Annotated in this window: 18 protein-coding genes; 6 read left to right on the top strand and 12 right to left on the bottom strand. The window is 73.0% G+C overall.

What is annotated here, in order from left to right:
- Positions 1–10 precede the first annotated feature (10 nt).
- A complete protein-coding gene (locus tag ACZCAH_RS01605; RefSeq protein ID WP_464339405.1) occupies positions 11–640 on the top strand; it encodes a DedA family protein in 630 nt (209 codons plus the stop codon).
- A 3-nt stretch (positions 641–643) separates the two neighbouring features.
- On the opposite strand, the gene proB is transcribed toward ACZCAH_RS01605, so the two are convergent.
- The 5 genes from proB to ACZCAH_RS01580 form a co-directional block, all read right to left on the bottom strand.
- The gene (gene proB / locus ACZCAH_RS01600; protein WP_464339404.1) at positions 644–1,828 is read right to left on the bottom strand and encodes a glutamate 5-kinase; all 1,185 of its coding nucleotides are present in this window, start codon (positions 1,826–1,828) and stop codon (positions 644–646) included.
- A gap of 2 nt (positions 1,829–1,830) precedes the next feature.
- Entirely contained in the window at positions 1,831–3,339 is a 1,509-nt protein-coding gene (gene obgE, locus ACZCAH_RS01595) for a GTPase ObgE (protein ID WP_329748110.1), read from the bottom strand.
- A 107-nt stretch (positions 3,340–3,446) separates the two neighbouring features.
- Positions 3,447–3,701: a 50S ribosomal protein L27 gene (gene rpmA, locus ACZCAH_RS01590; protein ID WP_329745390.1), complete on the bottom strand. Its 255-nt coding sequence runs from the start codon at positions 3,699–3,701 to the stop codon at positions 3,447–3,449.
- A gap of 44 nt (positions 3,702–3,745) precedes the next feature.
- Complete coding sequence (gene rplU / locus ACZCAH_RS01585) at positions 3,746–4,054, bottom strand: 50S ribosomal protein L21 (RefSeq protein ID WP_329745389.1); 309 nt, start codon at positions 4,052–4,054, stop codon at positions 3,746–3,748.
- A 234-nt stretch (positions 4,055–4,288) separates the two neighbouring features.
- A complete protein-coding gene (locus ACZCAH_RS01580) occupies positions 4,289–7,117 on the bottom strand; it encodes an Rne/Rng family ribonuclease (protein ID WP_464339403.1) in 2,829 nt (942 codons plus the stop codon).
- Positions 7,118–7,504: 387 nt separating this feature from the next.
- Here ACZCAH_RS01580 and ACZCAH_RS01575 point away from each other — a divergent pair, with 387 nt between their 5' ends.
- Genes ACZCAH_RS01575 through ACZCAH_RS01555 form a run of 5 tightly spaced genes read left to right on the top strand, consistent with a single transcriptional unit; the run spans position 7,505 to position 14,555 of the window.
- Positions 7,505–9,061, top strand: a complete 1,557-nt coding sequence (locus ACZCAH_RS01575; protein WP_464339402.1) for a cytochrome ubiquinol oxidase subunit I — start codon at positions 7,505–7,507, stop codon at positions 9,059–9,061.
- Between the two features lie 14 nt (positions 9,062–9,075).
- Positions 9,076–10,149 carry a cytochrome d ubiquinol oxidase subunit II gene (gene cydB / locus ACZCAH_RS01570; RefSeq protein ID WP_464339401.1) on the top strand — a complete coding sequence of 358 codons (1,074 nt, stop codon included), beginning with the start codon at positions 9,076–9,078 and terminating at the stop codon, positions 10,147–10,149.
- A gap of 4 nt (positions 10,150–10,153) precedes the next feature.
- Positions 10,154–11,842, top strand: a complete 1,689-nt coding sequence (cydD, locus tag ACZCAH_RS01565) for a thiol reductant ABC exporter subunit CydD (RefSeq protein WP_464339400.1) — start codon at positions 10,154–10,156, stop codon at positions 11,840–11,842.
- Positions 11,839–13,437 (top strand): thiol reductant ABC exporter subunit CydC, encoded by a 1,599-nt coding sequence (gene cydC / locus ACZCAH_RS01560; protein ID WP_464339399.1) that lies wholly within the window; start codon positions 11,839–11,841, stop codon positions 13,435–13,437. Before cydD ends, cydC begins: the two co-directional genes overlap by 4 nt.
- Positions 13,434–14,555 (top strand): sensor histidine kinase, encoded by a 1,122-nt coding sequence (locus ACZCAH_RS01555; protein WP_464339398.1) that lies wholly within the window; start codon positions 13,434–13,436, stop codon positions 14,553–14,555. Before cydC ends, ACZCAH_RS01555 begins: the two co-directional genes overlap by 4 nt.
- Before the next feature lie 29 nt (positions 14,556–14,584).
- On the opposite strand, the gene ACZCAH_RS01550 is transcribed toward ACZCAH_RS01555, so the two are convergent.
- The 7 genes from ACZCAH_RS01550 to rsmD are packed head-to-tail and all read right to left on the bottom strand — an operon-like array spanning position 14,585 to position 19,525.
- On the bottom strand, positions 14,585–15,172 hold the full coding sequence (locus ACZCAH_RS01550) for a response regulator transcription factor (RefSeq protein WP_464339798.1): 588 nt from the start codon (positions 15,170–15,172) through the stop codon (positions 14,585–14,587).
- A 32-nt stretch (positions 15,173–15,204) separates the two neighbouring features.
- Entirely contained in the window at positions 15,205–16,128 is a 924-nt protein-coding gene (mutM, locus tag ACZCAH_RS01545; RefSeq protein WP_464339397.1) for a bifunctional DNA-formamidopyrimidine glycosylase/DNA-(apurinic or apyrimidinic site) lyase, read from the bottom strand.
- 2 nt (positions 16,129–16,130) lie between these two features.
- The gene (rnc, locus tag ACZCAH_RS01540; protein WP_464339396.1) at positions 16,131–16,883 is read right to left on the bottom strand and encodes a ribonuclease III; all 753 of its coding nucleotides are present in this window, start codon (positions 16,881–16,883) and stop codon (positions 16,131–16,133) included.
- A complete protein-coding gene (locus ACZCAH_RS01535) occupies positions 16,883–17,422 on the bottom strand; it encodes a YceD family protein (RefSeq protein WP_464339395.1) in 540 nt (179 codons plus the stop codon). Before ACZCAH_RS01535 ends, rnc begins: the two co-directional genes overlap by 1 nt.
- Before the next feature lie 25 nt (positions 17,423–17,447).
- Positions 17,448–17,930, bottom strand: a complete 483-nt coding sequence (coaD, locus tag ACZCAH_RS01530) for a pantetheine-phosphate adenylyltransferase (RefSeq protein WP_464339394.1) — start codon at positions 17,928–17,930, stop codon at positions 17,448–17,450.
- 18 nt (positions 17,931–17,948) lie between these two features.
- On the bottom strand, positions 17,949–18,329 hold the full coding sequence (locus ACZCAH_RS01525; protein WP_329745377.1) for a DUF3224 domain-containing protein: 381 nt from the start codon (positions 18,327–18,329) through the stop codon (positions 17,949–17,951).
- Entirely contained in the window at positions 18,326–19,525 is a 1,200-nt protein-coding gene (gene rsmD / locus ACZCAH_RS01520) for a 16S rRNA (guanine(966)-N(2))-methyltransferase RsmD (RefSeq protein WP_464339393.1), read from the bottom strand. Before rsmD ends, ACZCAH_RS01525 begins: the two co-directional genes overlap by 4 nt.

Here is a 19,525-nt window from a genome sequence, read left to right as displayed (position 1 = left end):
CGTCTGGTCGATGGACTCCGTGATGCACCTGCTCGACGTGGTCATGGCGTCGCCATGGCTCTACCTCGTCGTGCTCACGGTGGTGGCGATCGACTCCGTGCTCCCGGTCATGCCGGGCGAGACCGTGGTGATCACGGCGGGGGCCTACGCCGTGGTGCAGTCCTCCCCCGAGGCCTGGTGGCTGCTGGCCGCGACGGTCGCGGGCGCCCTGATCGGCGATGTCACGGCGCACCACCTGGGTCGACGCGCCGGGCCCCTCGCCCAGCGCCTACGTCGGTTCCAGGCCGGGGAGAAGCTCTTCGCCTGGGCCGAGCGGGGCCTGCTCAGCCGAGGCGGCATGCTGATCGTCGGCGCCCGCTTCATCCCGGGCGGCCGCACCGCGACCTCGCTCGCCTCGGGCATGGTCCATTACCCGCGCTGGCGGTTCGTGGCCTGGGCGCTGCTAGCCGGTTCGGCCTGGGCGCTCTACAACGTCGGGATCGGCATGATCGGCGGGCTCGCCTTCCGCGACCAGCCGCTGCTGGGCGTGCTGCTCGGCGTCGGCTTCGCGCTGCTGGTGGGCCTGATCATCGAGCGGGTCCGCACGAGCCGAGCCGCCCGCGGGGACCGCTCCCCCGGCGTGGTCCTCCCCGAAGCCTGAACCTCAGGCGCTCGCGTCGGTGGGGCGCAACGGGGAGCCGAGGATGACCATCGCATCGCGATGCACCACGGAGCGGCCGTAGTTCTCCCCGAGCCGCTCCCGCAGCTCCGCGGTGGTCAGCCCGGCCATGACCCGCAGGTCCTCGCTCCCGTAGGCGACGAGGCCGCGAGCGATCACGGTGCCGTCGGGCGCGGCGAGGTCGACCGGCACCCCGGCGGAGAAGGCGCCGGCCACGGCGGTGATCCCCACTGCGAGGAGCGAGCGTCGGCGCGAGCTGATCGCGGCGGCCGCGCCCTCGTCCAGGCGCAGGGTGCCCGCACCGCGGGTCGCGTACCGCAGCCACACCAGGCGCGAGCGGCGCCGGCCGGTCTGCGCCGGGAAGAAGGTGCCGACGTCCTTCCCGCTGACCGCTTCGCCGAAGCGGGAGGCGCGGGTGAGCACGGTGGCGGTGCCGGTCGTCGCGGCGTGGTGGGCGGCGTCGAGCTTGGTGACCATCCCGCCCGTGCCGACCTTCGAGCCGACCGAGCCGACCTTGACATCCACGAGGGCGGCGAAGTCGTCGACCACGCTGATCCGCTCGGCATCGGGGTCGGCGGGGTTCTTGGTGTACAGCCCGTCGACGTCGGTGAGCAGCACCAGCAGGTCCGCGCCGAGCAGCTGGGCGACGAGCGCGGCCAGGCGGTCGTTGTCGCCGAAGCGGATCTCGTGGGTGGCCGTGGTGTCGTTCTCGTTGATCACCGGGATGACGCCCATGGCGAGCATCGCCTCGAGGGCCGAGCGCACGTTGCGATAGGTGTCGGGGCGGATCACGTCGGCCTCGGTGAGCAGCAGCTGTCCCGAACGGCGGCCATGGGCACCGAAGGCCGCCGCCCAGGCGGTCGCGAGCAGGGTCTGGCCGACTGCCGCGCAGGCCTGCTGGGTGGGCACGTCCCGGGGACGCGTCTCGAGTCCCAGCGGGCCGAGCGCCGCGGCGATCGCGCCGGAGGACACCAGCACCACGTCCCAGTCCCGGCGCAGGAGCTCGGCGACCTGGTCGGCGATGAGGCGCAGCGCCGTCTCGTCCAGGTGCCCGTCGGCGCGGGTGAGGCTCGAGGAGCCGATCTTGACCACCGCGCGGCGCGGTCCGGGGATGTCGGTGCGCGCGAGCAGACGCGCCGGCTGATGCGGCTCCGCGGGGACGGTGACCATGGTCAGTTCTCCTCGTCGTCGATCGTCGGATCGGCCCAGTGGCCGGCGCGGCGCTCCTCCTCCATCGCCGAGAGACGGGCCAGGCGGGAGGCGGTGCGCTCCTTCTGCTCCTCGCGCTTCTGATCGCGCGTGGGGCGGTGGTGGTCCTCCAGCCGGCGGTCCGAGCCGCGGGCGCCGAGCAGCTCGGCGCCGCCCACCATTGTGGGCTCCCAGTCGAAGACCACGGCGTCCTGTCCAGGACCGATGATCACGGCCGAGCCGGCGACCGCGCCGGCGGCGAAGAGCTTCTCCTCGACGCCGAGCTTCGCGAGGCGATCGGCGAGGAAGCCGACGGCCTCGTCGTTGGTGAAGTCGGTCTGGCGCACCCAGCGCTCAGGCTTGTCTCCGCGCACGCGGTAGGCGGTCGCGCCGTCGTACTGCTCGGTGACCACACGGAACTCCTCCGCGTCCACGGCCTCCGGGGTCAGCACGATCGGGGCCACCGGAGCGGCGGGCAGCGCCGCCCGTGCCTGCTCGACCAGATCGCCGAGCACGAAGGACAGCTCACGCAGGCCCTTGCGGGAGACGGCCGAGACCTCGAGCACCGGCACCCCGCGCTCGGCGAGGCGGTCACGGACCATCTCGCTCATGTCCTCGCCGTCGGGGAGGTCGGTCTTGTTCAGCACGATCACGGAGGGGCGGTCCATCAGCGGCAGCTCGGCGTCGTAGGCGCGCAGCTCCGCCTCGATGGTCTCGAGGTCGCCGACGGGGTCGCGGTCCGTCTCCATCGTCGCCGCGTCCAGGACGTGCACGATCACGTGGCAGCGCTCGATGTGGCGGAGGAAGTCCAGGCCCAGGCCCTTGCCCTCGCTCGCGCCGGGGATCAGCCCGGGCACATCGGCGATCGTGTAGCGGTGGTCCCCCGCCTCGACCACACCGAGGTTCGGGACCAGGGTGGTGAAGGGGTAGTCGGCGATCTTCGGCCGGGCCGCGCTCATCGCGGCGATGAGCGAGGACTTGCCGGCGCTCGGGAAGCCGACGAGGGCGACGTCCGCCACGGACTTCAGCTCGAGGGTGAGGGTGCGCTCCTGGCCGGGCTCGCCGAGCAGGGCGAAGCCCGGGGCCTTGCGCTGCTTCGAGGCGAGGGCCGCGTTGCCGAGGCCGCCGTTGCCGCCACGGGCGGCGATGAAGCGGGTGCCGATGCCGACCATGTCCGCGAGCACGCGGCCCTGGTCGTCGCTCACCACGGTGCCGTCGGGCACGGGGAGGATGAGGTCCTCGCCGCGGGCCCCGTGACGCAGGTCGCCCATGCCGAAGTGGCCGCCCGTCGCGCGCTGGTGGGGCTTGTGGTGGTAGCTCAGCAGGGTCGTGGTCGAGGCGTCGACCTCGAGGATCACGTCGCCGCCGCGGCCGCCGTTGGCGCCGTCGGGGCCCGCGAGGGGCTTGAACTTCTCACGCCGGATGGAGGCGGCGCCGTGGCCGCCGGACCCGGCGACGACCTGGAGGACGACGCGATCGACGAAGGTGGCCATGGGTGGGATCTCCCTGCTGCTGGGGTGGGATGCCGCGAGGGGCGGAGCACGGTCGGCTCCGCCCCTCGTGGGAACGCTGGGTGTCCCGGCGGGCCGGGACGGGTGAGTCAGGCGGTCTCGACGACGCTGACCACGCGACGGTCGCGCTTGCGACCGAACTGGACGGTGCCCGCGGTGAGCGCGAACAGGGTGTCGTCCTTGCCACGACCCACGCCGTCACCGGGGTGGATCGAGGTGCCGCGCTGGCGGATGAGGATCTCGCCGGCGCCGACGACCTGGCCTCCGAAGCGCTTCACGCCGAGGCGCTGGGCGTTCGAGTCGCGACCGTTCTTGGAGGAGCTTGCGCCCTTCTTATGTGCCATGAGGGATGACCTTCTCTCGAGTCTTCAGACGTCTCTGGGGGTGATCAGGCGATGCCGGTGATCTTGAGGCGCGTGAGCTCCTGGCGGTGGCCCTGGCGCTTCTTGTAGCCCGTCTTGTTCTTGTACTTGAGGATGCGGATCTTCGGGCCGCGGAGATCCTCGACCTTCTCGGCGGAGACCGTCACCTTGGCCAGATCGGCCTGGGCGGAGGTCACCTTGTCGCCGTCGACCAGCAGCACGGGAGCGAGCTCGATGCTGTCGCCCGTCTCGCCGGCCACGCGGTTGATCACGATGGTGTCGCCGACCGACACCTTCTCCTGACGACCGCCTGCGCGGACGATTGCGTACACCACGTCACTGCTCCATCTTGTGAGTTCTGCTCATGAGTCATGCGCCCCGCTCGGAGCGAACCGCGGACCTGCGACCGTCGACCGCCCGAGAGCGGGAGATGCGGTCGCGCGGTGCACACCGGGGACACGACTGCGACGCGTTTGCGCCAGGGATCAGCTTACGATCCCGTGAACGGCCGGTCAACCACTGGGAGCCTGCGACCTGCGAGAACGCGGTCACACCCGGTGTGGAACGGGTCACTCCCCCGCGGATCCGGTCTCCGGCGACGCCTGGGACTCGCCGTCGGACTCCGCCTCGGGCACATCGCCCGACGCGGGAGCCGCGTCCTGCGCGACCGCCACGACCTCGCCGTCCACGGTGACCTCGGGGGCGGCATGCCCCGCGGAGGCCGCCGCGATCGAGGCGATGGTCGCGCGGGCGAGGGCGCGGGAGTCGGCGTCGCCGGCGAGGCGGTGGACCTCGCCGTCGAGCTCCTCGTGCGAGGTCGACTCCTCCTTCGCCCCGCCGCGGGAGCGCCGGCTGCGCCGCTTGGAGGACTTCGAGGAGCCCTCCTCGCCGGATCCGCCGCCGCTGCCGCCCGAGGCGTTGCCTCCGCCGGAGTGCTGGTGCTCGCCGTCGAGGTCGACGACGAGACCCCGGCCGTGGCAGTGCTCGCAGGTGGTGGAGAAGGTCTCGACGAGGCCCTGGCCCACGCGCTTGCGGGTCATCTGCACCAGGCCGAGCGAGGTGACCTCGGCGACCTGGTGCTTGGTGCGATCCCGGCCGAGGCACTCGACGAGGCGACGCAGCACGAGGTCCCGGTTGGACTCGAGCACCATGTCGATGAAGTCGATGACGATGATGCCGCCGATGTCGCGCAGCCGCAGCTGGCGCACGATCTCCTCGGCCGCCTCGAGGTTGTTCTTGGTGACGGTCTCCTCGAGGGAGCCGCCGGAGCCGGTGAACTTGCCGGTGTTGACGTCGACCACGGTCATGGCCTCGGTGCGGTCGATCACGAGCGAACCGCCGGAGGGCAGGTAGACCTTGCGGTCCATGGCCTTCAGCAGCTGCTCGTCGATGCGGTGCTTGGCGAAGACGTCCTTCTCCCCCACGTGGCGGGTGACCCGCTCGAGCAGATCCGGGGCGACGTCGGAGACGTATTCGTGGACGTCGTCGTGGACCTGGGCGCCCTCGACGATGAGCGAGGTGAAGTCCTCGTTGAAGACATCGCGCACGACCTTGATGGCGATGTCCGGCTCCTGGGAGAGGGCCACCGGCGCGGACTTCGACTTCTGCGCCTTGGTGATCTTCTCCCACTGGGCGCGGAGGCGCTCGACGTCGTGGGTCAGCTCCTCCTCGCTCGCGCCCTCGGCGGCGGTGCGCACGATGACGCCCGCGTCCTCGGGGATCAGCTGGCGCATGAGCTTCTTCAGGCGCGCCCGCTCGGTGTCGGGCAGCTTGCGGGAGATGCCGGTCATGGAGCCGCCGGGCACGAAGACGACATAGCGCCCGGGCAGGGAGATCTGGCTGGTCAGACGCGCGCCCTTGTGGCCGATCGGGTCCTTGGTGACCTGGACCAGCACCGAGTCGCCGCTCTTCAGGGCGAGCTCGATGCGGCGCGGCTGCCCCTCGAGGCCCACGGCATCCCAGTTCACCTCGCCCGCGTAGAGCACGGCGTTGCGGCCCTTGCCGATGTCGACGAAGGCGGCCTCCATCGACGGCAGCACGTTCTGCACCTTGCCGAGGTAGACGTTGCCGACCATCGAGGTCTGGGCCTTCTGCGCGACGTAGTGCTCGACGAGCACGTCGTCCTCGAGCACCGCGATCTGGGTGCGGCCCGGACGCTCGCGCACGACCATCGAGCGCTTGACCGACTCGCGGCGGGCCAGGAACTCCGCCTCGGTGATCACGTTGCGGCGGCGGCCCGCGTCGCGGCCCTCGCGGCGGCGTTGGCGCTTGGCCTCCAGACGGGTCGAGCCCTTGACGGCCTTGACCTCGTCCCGGGCCTCGCGGACCTTGACCACCGTGTTCGGCGGGTCATCGGGCGAGGTGGAGTCGTCGGAGGAGCTGCCCGAGCGGCGGCGGCGACGCCGACGGCGGGAGCTGGTGGAACCCGAACCCGAGCCGCCGTCCTCGCCGCTCTCGTCCTCGGAGTCCCCGGTCTCGGAGGTGTCCGTGGCGTCGGCGGAGTCGCCGCGCTCCGCGGAGCGCTCGGTGTCCGCGGCGGAGCCGGAGTCCTCGCTGCCCTCGGTGGAGTCCTCGTCCTCGCCGCGGCCGTCCTCGCCCCTGCCCCGGCCGCGACGTCCGCGGCCGCCGCGGCGACGGCGACGACGGGACCCGCCGGACGAGCTCTGCTGCTCGTCGGAGGAGTCCTCGGTCGAGCCGTCGCGGTCCTCGCCGTCGGAGGAGTCGCTCTCGTCCCGGTCGTCCCGGTCGTTGCGGTCGCGGCGGGAAGCCCGATCAGCCCGGTCAGACCGTTCCTGCACGTCGTCGTCCTCGTCCTCGGCGCCGCGGCGCGAGTCCTCGGCGGAGCGCTCGACGGCGGGGCGCGGGGTGGGTGCCTGGAAGAGCAGGGACGCGAAGTCGAGCTGCACCTGCTCGCGGCGGCGGGCGCGGTCCTCGTCCTCGTCGGCGTTCTCCTCGGAGCGCGAGGAGGCCAGGGCCCGGAGGTCCTCGACCACGGAGTCGGGGCGCGGCTCGGTCTCCGTCGTCTCCTGCGCCTCGCTGGTCTCGCTCGACTCGTCGACCTCGTCAGACGCGTTGATCTCGTCGGCCCGGTCGACCGCCTCGGCCACACGGCTCGACGCGGCCGACGGCTCCGGTGCGGCGACCGGCTCGGGGGCACCGGCGGGTGCGCCGGCCCGACGACGGGTGCGCTTGGGGGCGATGATCGTCGGCTCCGCGGGCTCCTCGCTCTGCGCGGCGACGACGGTGCGGGGCGCGCTCGGCGCGGCCTCCTCGACGACGACCGGGGCGGGAGCGCCAGCGGGGGCGCCTGCAGCGCGGCGGCGACGCCGCGCGGGGGCCGGGGCCTGGGGGTCCTGTCCCATCTGCTCGGGATCAGGGGTGGTGGTGCTGTCAGCCATGGGGGCCGTCTCCTTCTGGCGGGTCCAGCGCACCCTGGTCCCGGATGATCATCGTCCCTGCGGACGGAAGTCTGAGGCCCTCGCCGTCGCGCAGCTCCCTGGGAGGGAGCGCAGCGATGCCGGTCGCGGGAGCACAGCGGTCGCGAGGTTCGCGTGGCCGGTGCACCGACGGGTCCGACGCCGGGAGGTTCCTCCACCCGGTGCGGGGCGGAGGAGCGCCGTGGTCAGTATGGCACAGCGGGGGGCTCCCGCCCCGGTGCGTCGGGTCTCCGGTCCGGGCGCGCACCGCTGGCCCTCGCGGGCACGGGAGAGGACCATGGTCCCCGAGGTCCCGCGACCTGCGCCGTAGGTTTCGTGACAGCGTGTCGTACTCCCGGGAGGATCCCTATGGAAGCCCTCGATCTCGCACGGTGGCAGTTCGGCATCACCACCGTGTACCACTTCATCTTCGTGCCGCTGACCATCGGGCTCTCGCTCATGGTCGCCCTGCTGCAGACCTTCGCGGTCCGGGCGAAGGACCCCGTCCGGAAGGACGCCTGGACCCGCGTGACGAAGTTCTTCGGCTCGATGCTGATCGTCAACTTCGGCATCGGCGTCGCGACCGGCATCGTGCAGGAGTTCCAGTTCGGCATGAACTGGTCCGAGTACGCACGCTACGTCGGCGACGTCTTCGGCGCGCCGCTCGCCCTCGAGGGCCTCGCCGCCTTCTTCCTCGAGTCCGTCTTCCTGGGACTGTGGATCTTCGGCTGGGGCAAGCTGCCCGAGAAGATCCACCTGCTGACGATCTGGGCGGTCGCGATCGGCACCATGCTCTCGGCGTACTTCATCATCGCCGCGAACTCCTTCATGCAGCACCCCGTCGGCGCGATGCTCAACCCCGAGACCGGGCGGGCCGAGCTCGACCCCTCCCAGGGCTCGCTGTGGGCGGTGCTCACCAACATCACCGCCCTCGCCGCCTTCCCGCACGTCATCTCCGGGGCGTGGCTCGTGGCGGGCGCGTTCGTCACCGGCATCGCCGCCTGGCACATGGTCAAGCATCATCGGAAGGCCGACGAGCTGGGCCGCGAGACCGCTGAGGGGCGCGATCACCATCTCGCCGCGCGGGACCTCTTCCGCCCCACTCTCCGCTTCGGCGTCGTCATGATGTTCATCTCCGCCGTGGTGCTCGTGATCTCGGGCGACTTCCAGGCCCAGATCATGTTCAAGCAGCAGCCGATGAAGATGGCGTCGGCCGAGGCGCTGTGCGTGACCGAGACCGGGGCGAGCTTCTCGATCCTCACCGTCGGCGGCCCCGACGCCTTCTCCGAGCAGTGCGAGGACGTGACCCACCTCATCGAGGTGCCCTACGTGACCTCCTTCCTCGCGACCCACACGTTCGACGCCACGCTCATGGGCGTCGAGGACCTCAACGAGCTCTACCAGGAGGAGTTCGGCGCCACCGCGATCGACGTGCACGGGAACGAGGTCGAGGTCGACTACCGCCCGAACCTCTTCGTCACCTACTGGTCGTTCCGCCTGATGATGGGGCTCGCCGCGTTCAGCGGGATCCTCGCGCTCTGGGCCCTGTGGGCCACGCGCGGCAAGGGCGAGGGCGCGCGAACCACGGGGTCGAAGGCGTTCCGGTGGTTCGCGGTGCTCGCGATCCCGATGCCCTTCCTCGCCAACGCCGCGGGCTGGGTGTTCACGGAGATCGGTCGTCAGCCCTGGGTGGTCCACCCCAATCCGGACGATCCGACGGTGCGCCTCATGACCCTGCAGGGAGTCTCCGGTCATCCCGCGTGGATGGTCGTGACCTCGCTCGTCGCCTTCACCCTGGTGTACGGCGTGCTCGCGGTGATCTGGTTCCGGATGATGCAGCAGGCCGCCCTGAAGGGCGTGCCGCTGCCGCAGCGGGATCCGGACACGGACGAGCTGGACACCCCCACCCTCGCCTTCGACTACTGAGAAGGGACCCGACGATGCTCGATCCGACTCTCCTGCAGACCGCCTGGTTCGCGATCATCGCGTTCTTCTTCGCCGGCTACTTCGTCCTCGAGGGCTTCGACTTCGGCGTGCAGATGAACGTGGCCGCCTCCTGGCGGCGCGGCTCCGGTGCGCGCGGCACGATCCTGAAGACCATCGGCCCCGTCTGGGACGGCAACCAGGTGTGGGTCATCACCGGCGGCGCGCTCCTCTTCGCGGCCTTCCCCGAGTGGTACGCGACGCTCTTCTCCGGGTTCTATTTGGCCCTGCTGCTGCTCCTGCTGGTGCTGATCGTGCGGGTCTGCGCCTTCAAGTGGCGGGACAAGGTCGACTCCGAGCGCTGGCGCACCTCCTGGGACGTGGTCCACGTGATCGGCGGCTTCGCTCCCGCGCTGCTGTGGGGCGTCGCCTTCGGCAACATCGTCGCCGGCGTCGCGATCGACCACAACCACTGGGTGACCACCTCCCTGCTGGGCCTGCTCAACCCCTTCGCCCTGCTCGGCGGCGTCGTGTTCGTCCTCCTCTTCTGGCTGCACGGCACCGTGTACCTGACCCTGAAGCTCGAGGGGCCGCTGCGCGAGGACATGCACCGCCGCGCCGCGGTGCTGGTCTGGCCCACGATCGTGGCCGGCGCCGCCTTCCTGCTGTGGTTCCAGCTCGCCCACTCCCGCTCGGGCCTGACCTGGATCCCGCTGCTGCTCGCCGCCCTGGCCCTGGTCGCGGTCGTGCCGCTGACCCGGATGCGGCGCGAGGGGCTCACCTTCGGCGCGACCGCCACCGCGATCATCGCGGCCGCGATCACCCTGTTCGGCGGACTGTTCCCGTACGTCCTGCCGGCCACGAACGATCCGGCGAACTCGCTCACCGTCGTGAACGCCTCCTCGACCCCGCACACCCTCACCCTGATGCTGGTGGCGCTCGCGGTCCTGCTCCCGATCGTCCTGGCGTACACGATCTGGACCTACCGGGTGTTCCGCCATCGGATCGGCGAGGACTCCGGCCCCGCGTCCGGCTCCCCGCTGATGCAGCGGGCCCGCGGCGCCTACCGTCGGGCGTTCGAGCAGTCCTGACCCCGTGAGCAGCTCCTCCCCGGCGCGCCGGGCGCCCCTGGACCCCCGCCTCGTGCGGGAGGTACGGGCCGCCCGGCGCCACGTCACGCTCACCGTCGTCCTGGGGCTGGTGCAGGCCGCGGCGGTGATCGCGACGGCCCTGCTGATCGCCCGCCTCGGCGCGGCGCTGCTCGTCGACCACCGCCTGCCCGCGGACTCCCCCGCCCTGCTCCTCGGGCTCCTCGGAGCGCTCGCGGTCCGTGCGGCGGCCGTGCTCGTCGAGCAGCGGACCGCGCACCGGGCCGCGACCGACGCGATCGGCGAGCTGCGCCGCCGGGTCGTCGCGCATGCGGCCGAGCTCGGCCCGCGCGCCGGCGCAGGTCGCGGCGCCGACCTCGCGGCGCTGGCCACCACGGGCCTGGAGAAGCTGCGCCCCTACCTCGTGGGGTACGTCCCGCAGCTGCTGCTCGCCCTCACCGTGACCCCGCTGTGCCTGCTCACGATCGGCCTGCTGGACCCCCTGAGCGCCGTCATCGCGGTGGTGACGCTGCCGCTCGTGCCGCTGTTCATGATCCTGGTCGGGAAGCTGACCGTCGGCCGCTCCGAGGCGCTGATCGCCGACATGCGCGCGCTGTGGGCCCAGCTGCTGGACCTCGTCGACGGGCTGCCGACGCTGCGGGCCCTCGGCCGCGAGCGCGGGCCCGAGCGGACCGTGCGCACCCTCGGCGACCGCCACCGGGCCTCCGCGATGGGCTCGCTGCGCTATGCCTTCCTCTCCTCGATGGTGCTCGAGCTGCTCGCCACCCTGTGCGTCGCGCTCATCGCCGTGAGCATCGGCATGCGCCTGGTCTACGGCGAGATGGACCTCGCCCCCGCCCTCGCCGTGCTGGTCCTCGCCCCGGAGCTGTACCTGCCGCTGCGCAACGTCGGCGCCCAGTACCACTCCTCGACCGACGGCCTCGCCGCGGTGCACGCCGCGTTCGACGTGCTCGAGGAGCCGATCCCGGAGGACGGCACCCTTCCCGCTCCGGACCTGCGCGGCGCGACCCTCGCGCTGCGCGGGGTGTCGGTCCGCTCGCGGGACGGCCTCGCCCCCGAGGGGGCGGATCTCGAGCTGCGCCCCGGCCTCGTCCACGCCCTCACCGGTCCCTCCGGGAGCGGCAAGACCACCGCCGTGCAGGTGCTCCTGGGCCTGCTCGCGCCCGAGGCCGGCCGGGCCGAGGTGATCGCCGCCGACGGCACTGTCCATGACGTGCGCGAGCTCGAGCGCCGCAGCCTCTGGGACCAGATCGCCCATCTCCCGCAACGTCCCGTGCTGCCGCCGGGCACCCTCGGGGAGGTGCTCCGCTCCGCGCGCCCCGACGCCACCGAGGCCGAGCTCGCCGCGGCCGCGTCTGCCACGGGCCTGGACCGGGTGATCGCCGCCCGCGGCCGGGACGCCGTGCTCGGTCGCGCAGGGCACGGGCTCTCCCTCGGGGAGCGGCAGCGGCTCGCGCTCGCGCGGGCGCTCCTCTCCCCCGCACCGCTCGTCGTCCTCGACGAGCCCACCGCCCACCTCGACGGGGCGTCCGAGGAGGTCGTCCTCGACCTGATCGACACCCTCCGCGCGCAGGGGCGGACCGTCCTGGTGATCGCGCACCGATCGGCCCTGGTCGCCCGAGCCGACGTCGAGACCGCGGTGGCGCGGGCCGACGTCGAGGAGGCCCTGGCATGATCCGCTCCCTCGAGATCCCCGTCGGTCGGCTGGCCGCGGCCGTGCTCGCCGCCTGTGCGACCCTCGGTGCCGCCTTCGCACTCGCCGCCGTCTCCGCCTACCTGGTGACCCGCGCCTGGACCATGCCGCCCGTGCTCGACCTGACCGTCGCCGTCGTCGGCGTGCGCGCGCTCGGCGTCTCCCGCGGCGTCTTCCGTTGGCTGGACCGCCTTCTCACCCACGACGTGGCGCTGCGCGGCGTGGTCTCGCTGCGCACGAACCTCTTCACCGCCCTCGCGACCCGGCCCGGGGATGTCCTGACCCGGCTGCGCCGCGGCGACCTCCTCGCCCGGCTCGGCGACGACGCCCAGGAGCTCGGCGACCACGTCATCAAGGCGGTCGTGCCCGCCCTCGTGGCCGCGGTGATGGCGGTGGTGGTGCTCGCGACTTTCGCGCCGCTGTCCCTCGCGGCGACCGCGGCGATGCTCCTCTCCCTCGCCGCGGCGAGCCTCATCGCCCCCCTCGCCGCGTACCGGGCCGCGCGCCTCTCCGAGGAGGCGGTGCTCAGGAGCCGTTCCGGGGTGACCGCCGCGGCGCTCGAGGTGCTCGACGACGCGACCGCGCTGCGCCTCGACGGTCGGCTCGAGGAGGCGCTCGCCGAGCTCGCCGCCCGCCAGGAGGGCCATGACCGGGCCGTGGACCGGGCCGCCCTGCCCGCTGCCATCGCCGCCGCCGCGGTGCCCGCCGCGATGGTCCTCGCGGTCTTCGGCTCGCTGCTCGCCGCGGGCGCGGCCTGGGAGGCGGGAGCGCTCTCCGCGGGGCAGATCGGCATCCTGCTGCTGCTCCCGCTGTCCTCCTTCGAGGCCTCCACGGCCCTGCCCGCGGCGGCCTCGCAGCTCGCGCGCACCCGGGCGGCGGAGCGGAGGCTCACCGCGATGCTCGGCCCCGAGGGCGAGAGCGAGCCGGCCGTCCCCGCCGATCGCCCCGAGCGCGCGCGGCTCACGGCACGCGGCCTCACCGCGGGCTGGAGCGCCGACGCGCCGCGGGTGCAGGATCTCGACCTGGACCTGGTGCCCGGGGCGCGCCTGGCGATCACGGGCGGCTCGGGCGTCGGCAAGTCGACACTGCTGGCGACCCTCGCGGGGCTCCTCTCCCCGCTCGACGGCACGGTCACCACCGACGCCGGCTCGCTGCGCGAGGCCGTCACCTTCTTCGCCGAGGACCAGCACGTCTTCGCGACCACGCTGCGCGAGAACCTCAAGGTGGTGCGCGGCGACGTGACGGACGAGGAGGCGCTCGCGGCCCTCACCGCCGTCGGCCTCGAGGACTGGGCGAGCCTCGAGACGATGCTCGGGCCGGACGGAACCACCGTCTCCGGCGGCGAGCGGCGCCGACTGCTGCTCGCCCGCGCCCTGCTCCGCCGCGGCCCCGTGCTGCTGCTCGACGAGCCGACCGAGCATCTCGACCCCGAGCGGGGCGACGCCCTGCTCCGGTCGCTGCTCACCCCCGGTGATGAGAGCCTGGTCCCCGCGGCGTCGACGATCGTGGTGGTCACCCATCGCACCGAGGCGATCCCCGCCTCCACCCCCGTCCTTCACCTCGAGGAGAGCAGATGAGCCCGACCGTGCCCCCGGCGCGCGCCGACCGCCCGCGCATCCAGGATCTCGCGGGTGCCGTCCTCGCGGGTGGGGACACCGAGGACCTGCTCACGCTCCTGGTGGGCTCGGCCCGCACCGACCTCGCGGCGACGAGCGCCCTGCTGGTGCTCCCCCTCGAGGAGGGCCGATGGTCGGTCGAGATCGTCGACGGCGCCGACCAGGAGAAGCTGCTCGGGCAGGACATCGGCCCCGGCGGATCCCTCGGGCGGGCCCTGCTCGAGGCGGATGCGGAGCGCATCGAGGCGATCGGCGAGCTGCTCGGGACGACCGCGCTGTGCGCGGTGATCGACGGCGCCGATCAGGGACTGGGAGCGCTCGCGGCGATCCGCGGAGAGGACGCCGCCCCGTTCACCGCCGCGGACCGGGAGCGGCTCGACGCCCTCGCCGGCCTCATCGCGCTCGCCCTGCGCGTGCCGTCCCTGCGCTCGTCCGCGGAGCTCGACGACGAACGCTCGCGGATCGCCCGCGACCTCCACGATCTCGCGATCCAGGAGCTGTTCGCCGTCGGCATGGAGCTCGAGGGGCTCACCGATGCGCTCTCCGACAAGGGCGAGCCGCCCTCGAACACGCGCCTGCGCGCCTCGATCAGCTCCTCCGTGCAGGGGGTCGAGAACGCGGTCGCCCAGATCCGTCAGATCGTGCAGTCGCTGCGCCGAGAGCGGGCGGAGGCGACCCTCACCGAGCAGCTGCGGCACGAGGTGGGACTGGCGACCTCCGGGCTCGGCTTCGTGCCGGCGCTGCGACTGCCCCCGCATCCGGCCGAGATGGACGCCGAACTGCCGCCCGAGATCGCCGAGGACGTCGTCGCGGTGGTGCGCGAGTGCCTCGCCAACGCCGCCCGCCACGCGCACGCCACGGCCGTCGCCGTCTCGATCAGCGTCTTCTCCGAGGGGGTGGACCGGGTCGTGCAGGTCAACGTCTCCGACAACGGCCGCGGCATCGATCCGACGGTGCGGCGCCGCTCGGGCCTCGCGAACATGTCCAGCCGGGCCCGCCGTCACTCCGGCTGGGTCGATGCGATCAGCCTCGAGCCCGGCACGATGATCTCGTGGCGGGTCACGCTCCCGACGGGCTGAGGTGCGTGCCGCTCACCGGCGGCGCGGGGTCACTTCCAGCCGGCGCGCCGACGGGCCGCGACCATCGCCGCGACCTGGGTGCGGCGCTGCATCCCGAGGGTCTGCAGGATGACGGTGACGCGGTTCTTCACGGTCTTCTCGGCGATGCCGAGCTGATCGGCGATCTCGCGATTGGAATGGCCGTCGCCGATCAGGTCGACGATCCGCTGGTCCGAGGGGGACAGTTCCGGGGTGCCCTCGTCCTGATCGGCGGGCCACAGGGTGCGGCCCGCGCGGACGGCCCGGATCGCCTCGACGATCTCCTGCGAGCGCGCGGACTTCAGGATCAGGCCGCGGGCGCCGACGGCCTGCGACTCGTGCAGCGCGGCGTCGTCGTCGAAGCTCGTCAGCACCAGCATCTGCTGCTCGGGGTCGAGCTCGCGAGCGGTGCGCATGACGTCGATGCCGGTGCCGTCGGGCAGCTGCAGGTCGACGACGAGCACATCGGGACGGATCGCGGGCAGTCGACGACGGGCCTCGGCCACCGAGGACGCCTCCCCCACCACCTTGAGAGACGCGGACGCCTCGATCGCCATGACGATGCCGCGGCGGACCACCTCGTGGTCATCGACCAGCATCACGCGGATCGGGGCCTGCTCGTCGGTCGCGCTCACTCGGCGTCCTTCCTGGTCACGCCCGTGCTGCGCTGACAGCGGGGGCAATAATGGCTGCTTCGGCCCTGGGAGATGGCCCGCTCGATGAATCTACCGCACCGTCGGCACGGCTCCCCCTCGCGTCCGTAGGCGGCGAGGCTGCGGGCGAAGTACCCCGGCTCCCCCTGCGCGTTGACGTAGAGGGCGTCGAAGCTCGTCCCGCCCACGTCGAGGGCCCGCTCCATCACGGCCCGGGCGGCGCGCAGCAGCGCGAGCGCCGTGCGCTGGGAGAGGGCGGAGCCGGGGGTGTCGTAGCGGACCCGGGCGGCCCACAGCGCCTCATCGGCGTAGATGTTCCCGATCCCGGAGACGATCCCCTGGTCCAGCAGCAGCGACTTCACCGCGCGGCGACGGCCACGCAGAGTCCGCGCGACCTCCGCGAGGTCGAGAGCGGGATCGAGCAGGTCGCGGGCGATGTGCGCGGCGTCGACGGGGAGCAGGGCATCGGGGCTGCCGAGCGCCGCGAGGCGCCCGTCGGCCGCCTCGACCAGATCGCTGCTCCAGAGCCCGCCGAAGAGCCGCTGGTCGATGAAGTCCACCCGCGCCCCGTCGTCGAGGGTGAGGCTCACCCGGCGATGGCGCTGCGGATCCGGGCCGCCGGGGGTGACCAGTCGCAGCTGGCCGCTCATGCCGAGGTGGGCGAGGAGAGCCTCGCCGGACTCGGCGCCGTCGGCCTCGGCGAGCCGCCACCACAGGAACTTGCCGCGGCGCGCGGCCGCGGTCATCGAGCGCCCGACGAGCAGGGCGCGCAACCGGTCCTCACCCCCGTCCTGGCGGCGCAGGGACCGGGCATCGAGGACCTCGAGCGCGGTGATGGTCCGACCGACGGTGCGGGGCGCGAGACCGCGCCTCACCACCTCGACCTCGGGCAGTTCGGGCACGCTCAGCCCCGCGGGATGAGGGACTCGCCGCGCTCGGCGAGGACGGCGCGGACCGCCTGCTGGGCGGCGGCGAGCTCGGCGTCCTTCTTCGAGGCGCCCTCGCCGCTCGCGGTGACCACCCCGGCGACGGTCACCGTCGCGGTGAACACCTTCTGGTGCTCGGGCCCGCCCTCGGTAAGCACGTAGGACGGGGACTGCCCGGCGGCGGCCGCGATCTCCTGCAGGCGGGACTTGAAGTCGTAGCTGGTCTCGAGGAACTCGTCGGAGCTCAGCAGCGGCTCCATCAGCTCGAGCACGAAGCGCCGCGAGACGGACTGACCGAGCGCGAGATGGACCGCGCCGATCACGGCCTCGGTGGTGTCGGCGAGGATCGAGGCCTTCGCCCGGCCGCCGGTGAGGTCCTCCCCGCGGCCCAGCTTCACGTACGCGCCGAGGTCCAGGCGGGAGGCGATCACGGCGAGCGCGCGCGTGGAGACGGTGCCGGCGCGGCGCCGGGCGAGGTCGCCCTCCGGGAGGGTCGGGTGGTCGGCGTAGAGCTTCTCGGTGATCGCGAGCTGCAGCACGGCGTCGCCGAGGAACTCGAGGCGCTCGTTGTGGGGCACCTCGTCGTTCTCGTAGGACCACGAGCGGTGCGTCAGGGCGAGGTCGAGCAGTCCCGAGGCGCGCAGATCCGCGGACTGCGCACCGTCGAGCGGCAGACGATCCAGCAGCCCCGCCGGGTCGGCGGCTTCGGTGGCGCGGCGCCTGCGCGCCATCAGCGCTCCTCGCCGGCGTCGAAGAAGCCCTCGAGCGCCGCGAAGCGCGGATCGGTCACGTCGTGGCCGTGCTCCGGGTCGTCCTCCATGCGGAACCCGCACTGGGGGCAGAGGCCGGGACAGTCCTCGCGGCACAGGGGGCGCTCCTCGGTCTCCATCGCGAGGCCGTCGCGCACCAGCGGACCGAGGTCGACCTCGTCGCCGTCGAGCAGCACCGAGTCCTCGCGGTCGGCGGCCTTGACCTTCTCCGGGTACAGGAACAGCTCGTCGAGGCGGGCGACGACGTCCTGCTCGACGGGGTCGAGGCAGCGGGAGCACTCGCCCTGGAGGCGTGCGGTCACGGTGCCGTGGGCGTAGATGCCCTCGACCACGGACTCGAGCTCGGCCTCGACGACCAGCTCGCCGCCCTCGGGGACGGTCATGGCGACGGCATCGCTCTCGGGGGCACCGGCGGCGACGGTGCGCTCGACGTGGCGGTGGGATCCGGTGCGGCCGATCAGGTCGACGGCATCGAAGCGGAGGTCGGACGCGACGCTCATGGGAGGGGTCCTCTCGGGAGTCGGATCAGGAGGCGGCGCGGAGCGCGGCCAGGGCGGGGTCGGGGAGCATGTCGGAGACGTCGCCGCCGAGGGCATGGACCTCGCGCACGAGGCTCGAGGAGATGTGGGCGAGGGTCGGGTCGGTCAGCAGCAGCACGGTGTCGACCCCGGCGAGGTGGTGGTTCATCCGCGCCATCGGCTCCTCGTAGGCGAGGTCGAGCTGGGAGCGCAGGCCACGGATGACGGCGCCCGCCCCGACCTCGCGGCAGAAGTCCACCAGCAGGCCCGCGGGGAGGGTGCGGACCTCCGCGGAGGTGTCCAGGTGCTCGGCCGCGAGCGTCTCGGAGATGACCCGGCGGCGCGCATCGAGGTCCAGCAGACCCTGCTTCGCGGGGTTGTGGGAGACGGCGACGATCACGTGCAGGTCCAGGGCGGCCGCGCGGCGGATCAGGTCCACGTGTCCCAGGGTCAGGGGGTCGAAGGACCCGGGCAGGACGACGGTGCGCATGCCGACACTGTAGTGCGGTCAGCCGAGGGTGATGCTCACCGTGTGCACGCCGGCGTCGTCGATCTCGCCGATCTCGAGGGTGCCTGTGAGGCCCGCGAGCTCTCCCGTGCCGGAGCCGGGTGCGAACGCGTAGCGCAGCTCGGGCTCGCCCTCGGCCATGGTGCCGAGCTGGAGGAGGGTCACGGCGCCGCGGCGGCCGCCGATCGTGCCCTCGAAGCGCTCGAGGGCGACGTAGCCGGCGCTGCCGGTCGCGGGATCACCGGCGGTGAGCATGAGGCCGCGGCTGGTGCCGTCGAGATCCCCGGTCCAGGTCTTCTCGAGGTCGAGGCGGGCCTCGGCGGGGTGGAGTCGGTCGCCGGGGGTCATCGCGATGGTGAACGTGGCCGTGAGCGTCGTCATGGGGCCATCCTGCCCCCTCCGGTGCGCTGCTCCCAGTACTCCTCGGCGAGGACGGCGTAGGAGGCGCCGTCGAGCCACTGCCCGCTGCGGTGCAGGGAGTCCTGGCGGCTGTGCGCCTCCTGGCGCATGCCGATCTTCTCCATGACGCGGCGCGAGGCGACGTTGTCGGCGAAGCACTCGGCGGTCACGCGGCGCAGTCCGAGGTCCTCCACGGCGATCTGCAGCAGGGCGGCGGCGAGCTCGGTGCCGAGGCCCTCGCCCTGGTGTCCGGGGTCGAGGGTCCAGCCGAGCTCGGCCACGGTGCCACGGGCCCGCTCGACCATGTCGGCCTGGCTCCAGGCGTCGCCGACCTTGATCATGCCGGTGCCGACGATCTCCTCGCCGCGCAGGGCGACCAGGGTCGATCCGAGCCGGTCCGGTTCGGTCCACCAGGCCTCGAGAGCGGAGAGGTCCTCGGGCAGGGTGGTGGTCCACTCCTGCACCTCCGGCCGTCCGTACCAGGGCCAGATGCGCGCGGCGTCGGCAGCCTCGGCGGGGCGCAGCGCGAGGCGGTCGGTGCGCCTCGGCCAGGTCAGCTCGTGCAGGGTGCGGGTCACACGCTCAGGCTTGTCCTCCGCGTGCGCCGTGCGGTCGACGCGCACATCGGGCCCGCCGAACTGCAGCACCGTCTCGCCGTAGGTCTTCGTGCCGTCGTCGGTCCAGCCGGCGGGCCAGGTGATCGGCGAGGTGCGGCTCGAGCGCTCGATCACCACGAGCGCCTCGTCGGAGAGGGCCGGACGGAGGACCTCCAGCAGTTCCTCGAGGGCGGAGGTGGGCACGTCGTAGGGAGGGTCCAGGAAGAGCAGGTCCCAGTCCGCGCCGGGGGCCAGCTGTGCGGCGACCGTCTCGGCGCGTCCGGCCCGGACCTCCGCGCGGCCGCGCAGGCCGAGCTCCTCGAGCGTGCGCCGCAGTTGCTTCGCGGTCGGCGGATGCAGCTCGACCAGCAGCGCGTGCGCCGCGCCACGGGAGAGGGCCTCGAGCGCGAGCGCGCCGGTGCCGGCGTAGAGGTCCAGGACGCGCGCGCCGCGCAGCGCGTCCCAGCCGTCGAGGCGGGAGAAGAGCGCCTCCCGCACCCGTTCGGAGGTGGGGCGGGTCCCCTTCCCGGGCGGTCCGGGGATGGTGCGTCCGCCGAGGTCTCCGCTGATCAGCCGCGGCAT

The sequence above is a fragment of the Brachybacterium sp. B718/18 genome (genome assembly GCF_055454375.1).
Note: the sequence above shows the minus strand (reverse complement) of the source record. Positions and strands in the feature narration are given on the sequence as shown.

Excerpts from the sequence above, each read along its gene's own strand:
- ACZCAH_RS01605 (WP_464339405.1), top strand. The coding sequence starts at position 11 with ATGGACTCCGTGATGCACCTGCTCGACGTGGTCATGGCGTCGCCATGG.
- proB (WP_464339404.1), bottom strand. The coding sequence starts at position 1,828 with ATGGTCACCGTCCCCGCGGAGCCGCATCAGCCGGCGCGTCTGCTCGCG.
- obgE (WP_329748110.1), bottom strand. The coding sequence starts at position 3,339 with ATGGCCACCTTCGTCGATCGCGTCGTCCTCCAGGTCGTCGCCGGGTCC.
- rpmA (WP_329745390.1), bottom strand. The coding sequence starts at position 3,701 with ATGGCACATAAGAAGGGCGCAAGCTCCTCCAAGAACGGTCGCGACTCG.
- ACZCAH_RS01580 (WP_464339403.1), bottom strand. The coding sequence starts at position 7,117 with ATGGCTGACAGCACCACCACCCCTGATCCCGAGCAGATGGGACAGGAC.
- ACZCAH_RS01575 (WP_464339402.1), top strand. The coding sequence starts at position 7,505 with ATGGAAGCCCTCGATCTCGCACGGTGGCAGTTCGGCATCACCACCGTG.
- cydB (WP_464339401.1), top strand. The coding sequence starts at position 9,076 with ATGCTCGATCCGACTCTCCTGCAGACCGCCTGGTTCGCGATCATCGCG.
- cydC (WP_464339399.1), top strand. The coding sequence starts at position 11,839 with ATGATCCGCTCCCTCGAGATCCCCGTCGGTCGGCTGGCCGCGGCCGTG.
- ACZCAH_RS01555 (WP_464339398.1), top strand. The coding sequence starts at position 13,434 with ATGAGCCCGACCGTGCCCCCGGCGCGCGCCGACCGCCCGCGCATCCAG.
- ACZCAH_RS01550 (WP_464339798.1), bottom strand. The coding sequence starts at position 15,172 with ATGCTGGTCGATGACCACGAGGTGGTCCGCCGCGGCATCGTCATGGCG.
- rnc (WP_464339396.1), bottom strand. The coding sequence starts at position 16,883 with ATGGCGCGCAGGCGCCGCGCCACCGAAGCCGCCGACCCGGCGGGGCTG.
- ACZCAH_RS01535 (WP_464339395.1), bottom strand. The coding sequence starts at position 17,422 with ATGAGCGTCGCGTCCGACCTCCGCTTCGATGCCGTCGACCTGATCGGC.
- coaD (WP_464339394.1), bottom strand. The coding sequence starts at position 17,930 with ATGCGCACCGTCGTCCTGCCCGGGTCCTTCGACCCCCTGACCCTGGGA.
- ACZCAH_RS01525 (WP_329745377.1), bottom strand. The coding sequence starts at position 18,329 with ATGACGACGCTCACGGCCACGTTCACCATCGCGATGACCCCCGGCGAC.
- rsmD (WP_464339393.1), bottom strand. The coding sequence starts at position 19,525 with ATGCCGCGGCTGATCAGCGGAGACCTCGGCGGACGCACCATCCCCGGA.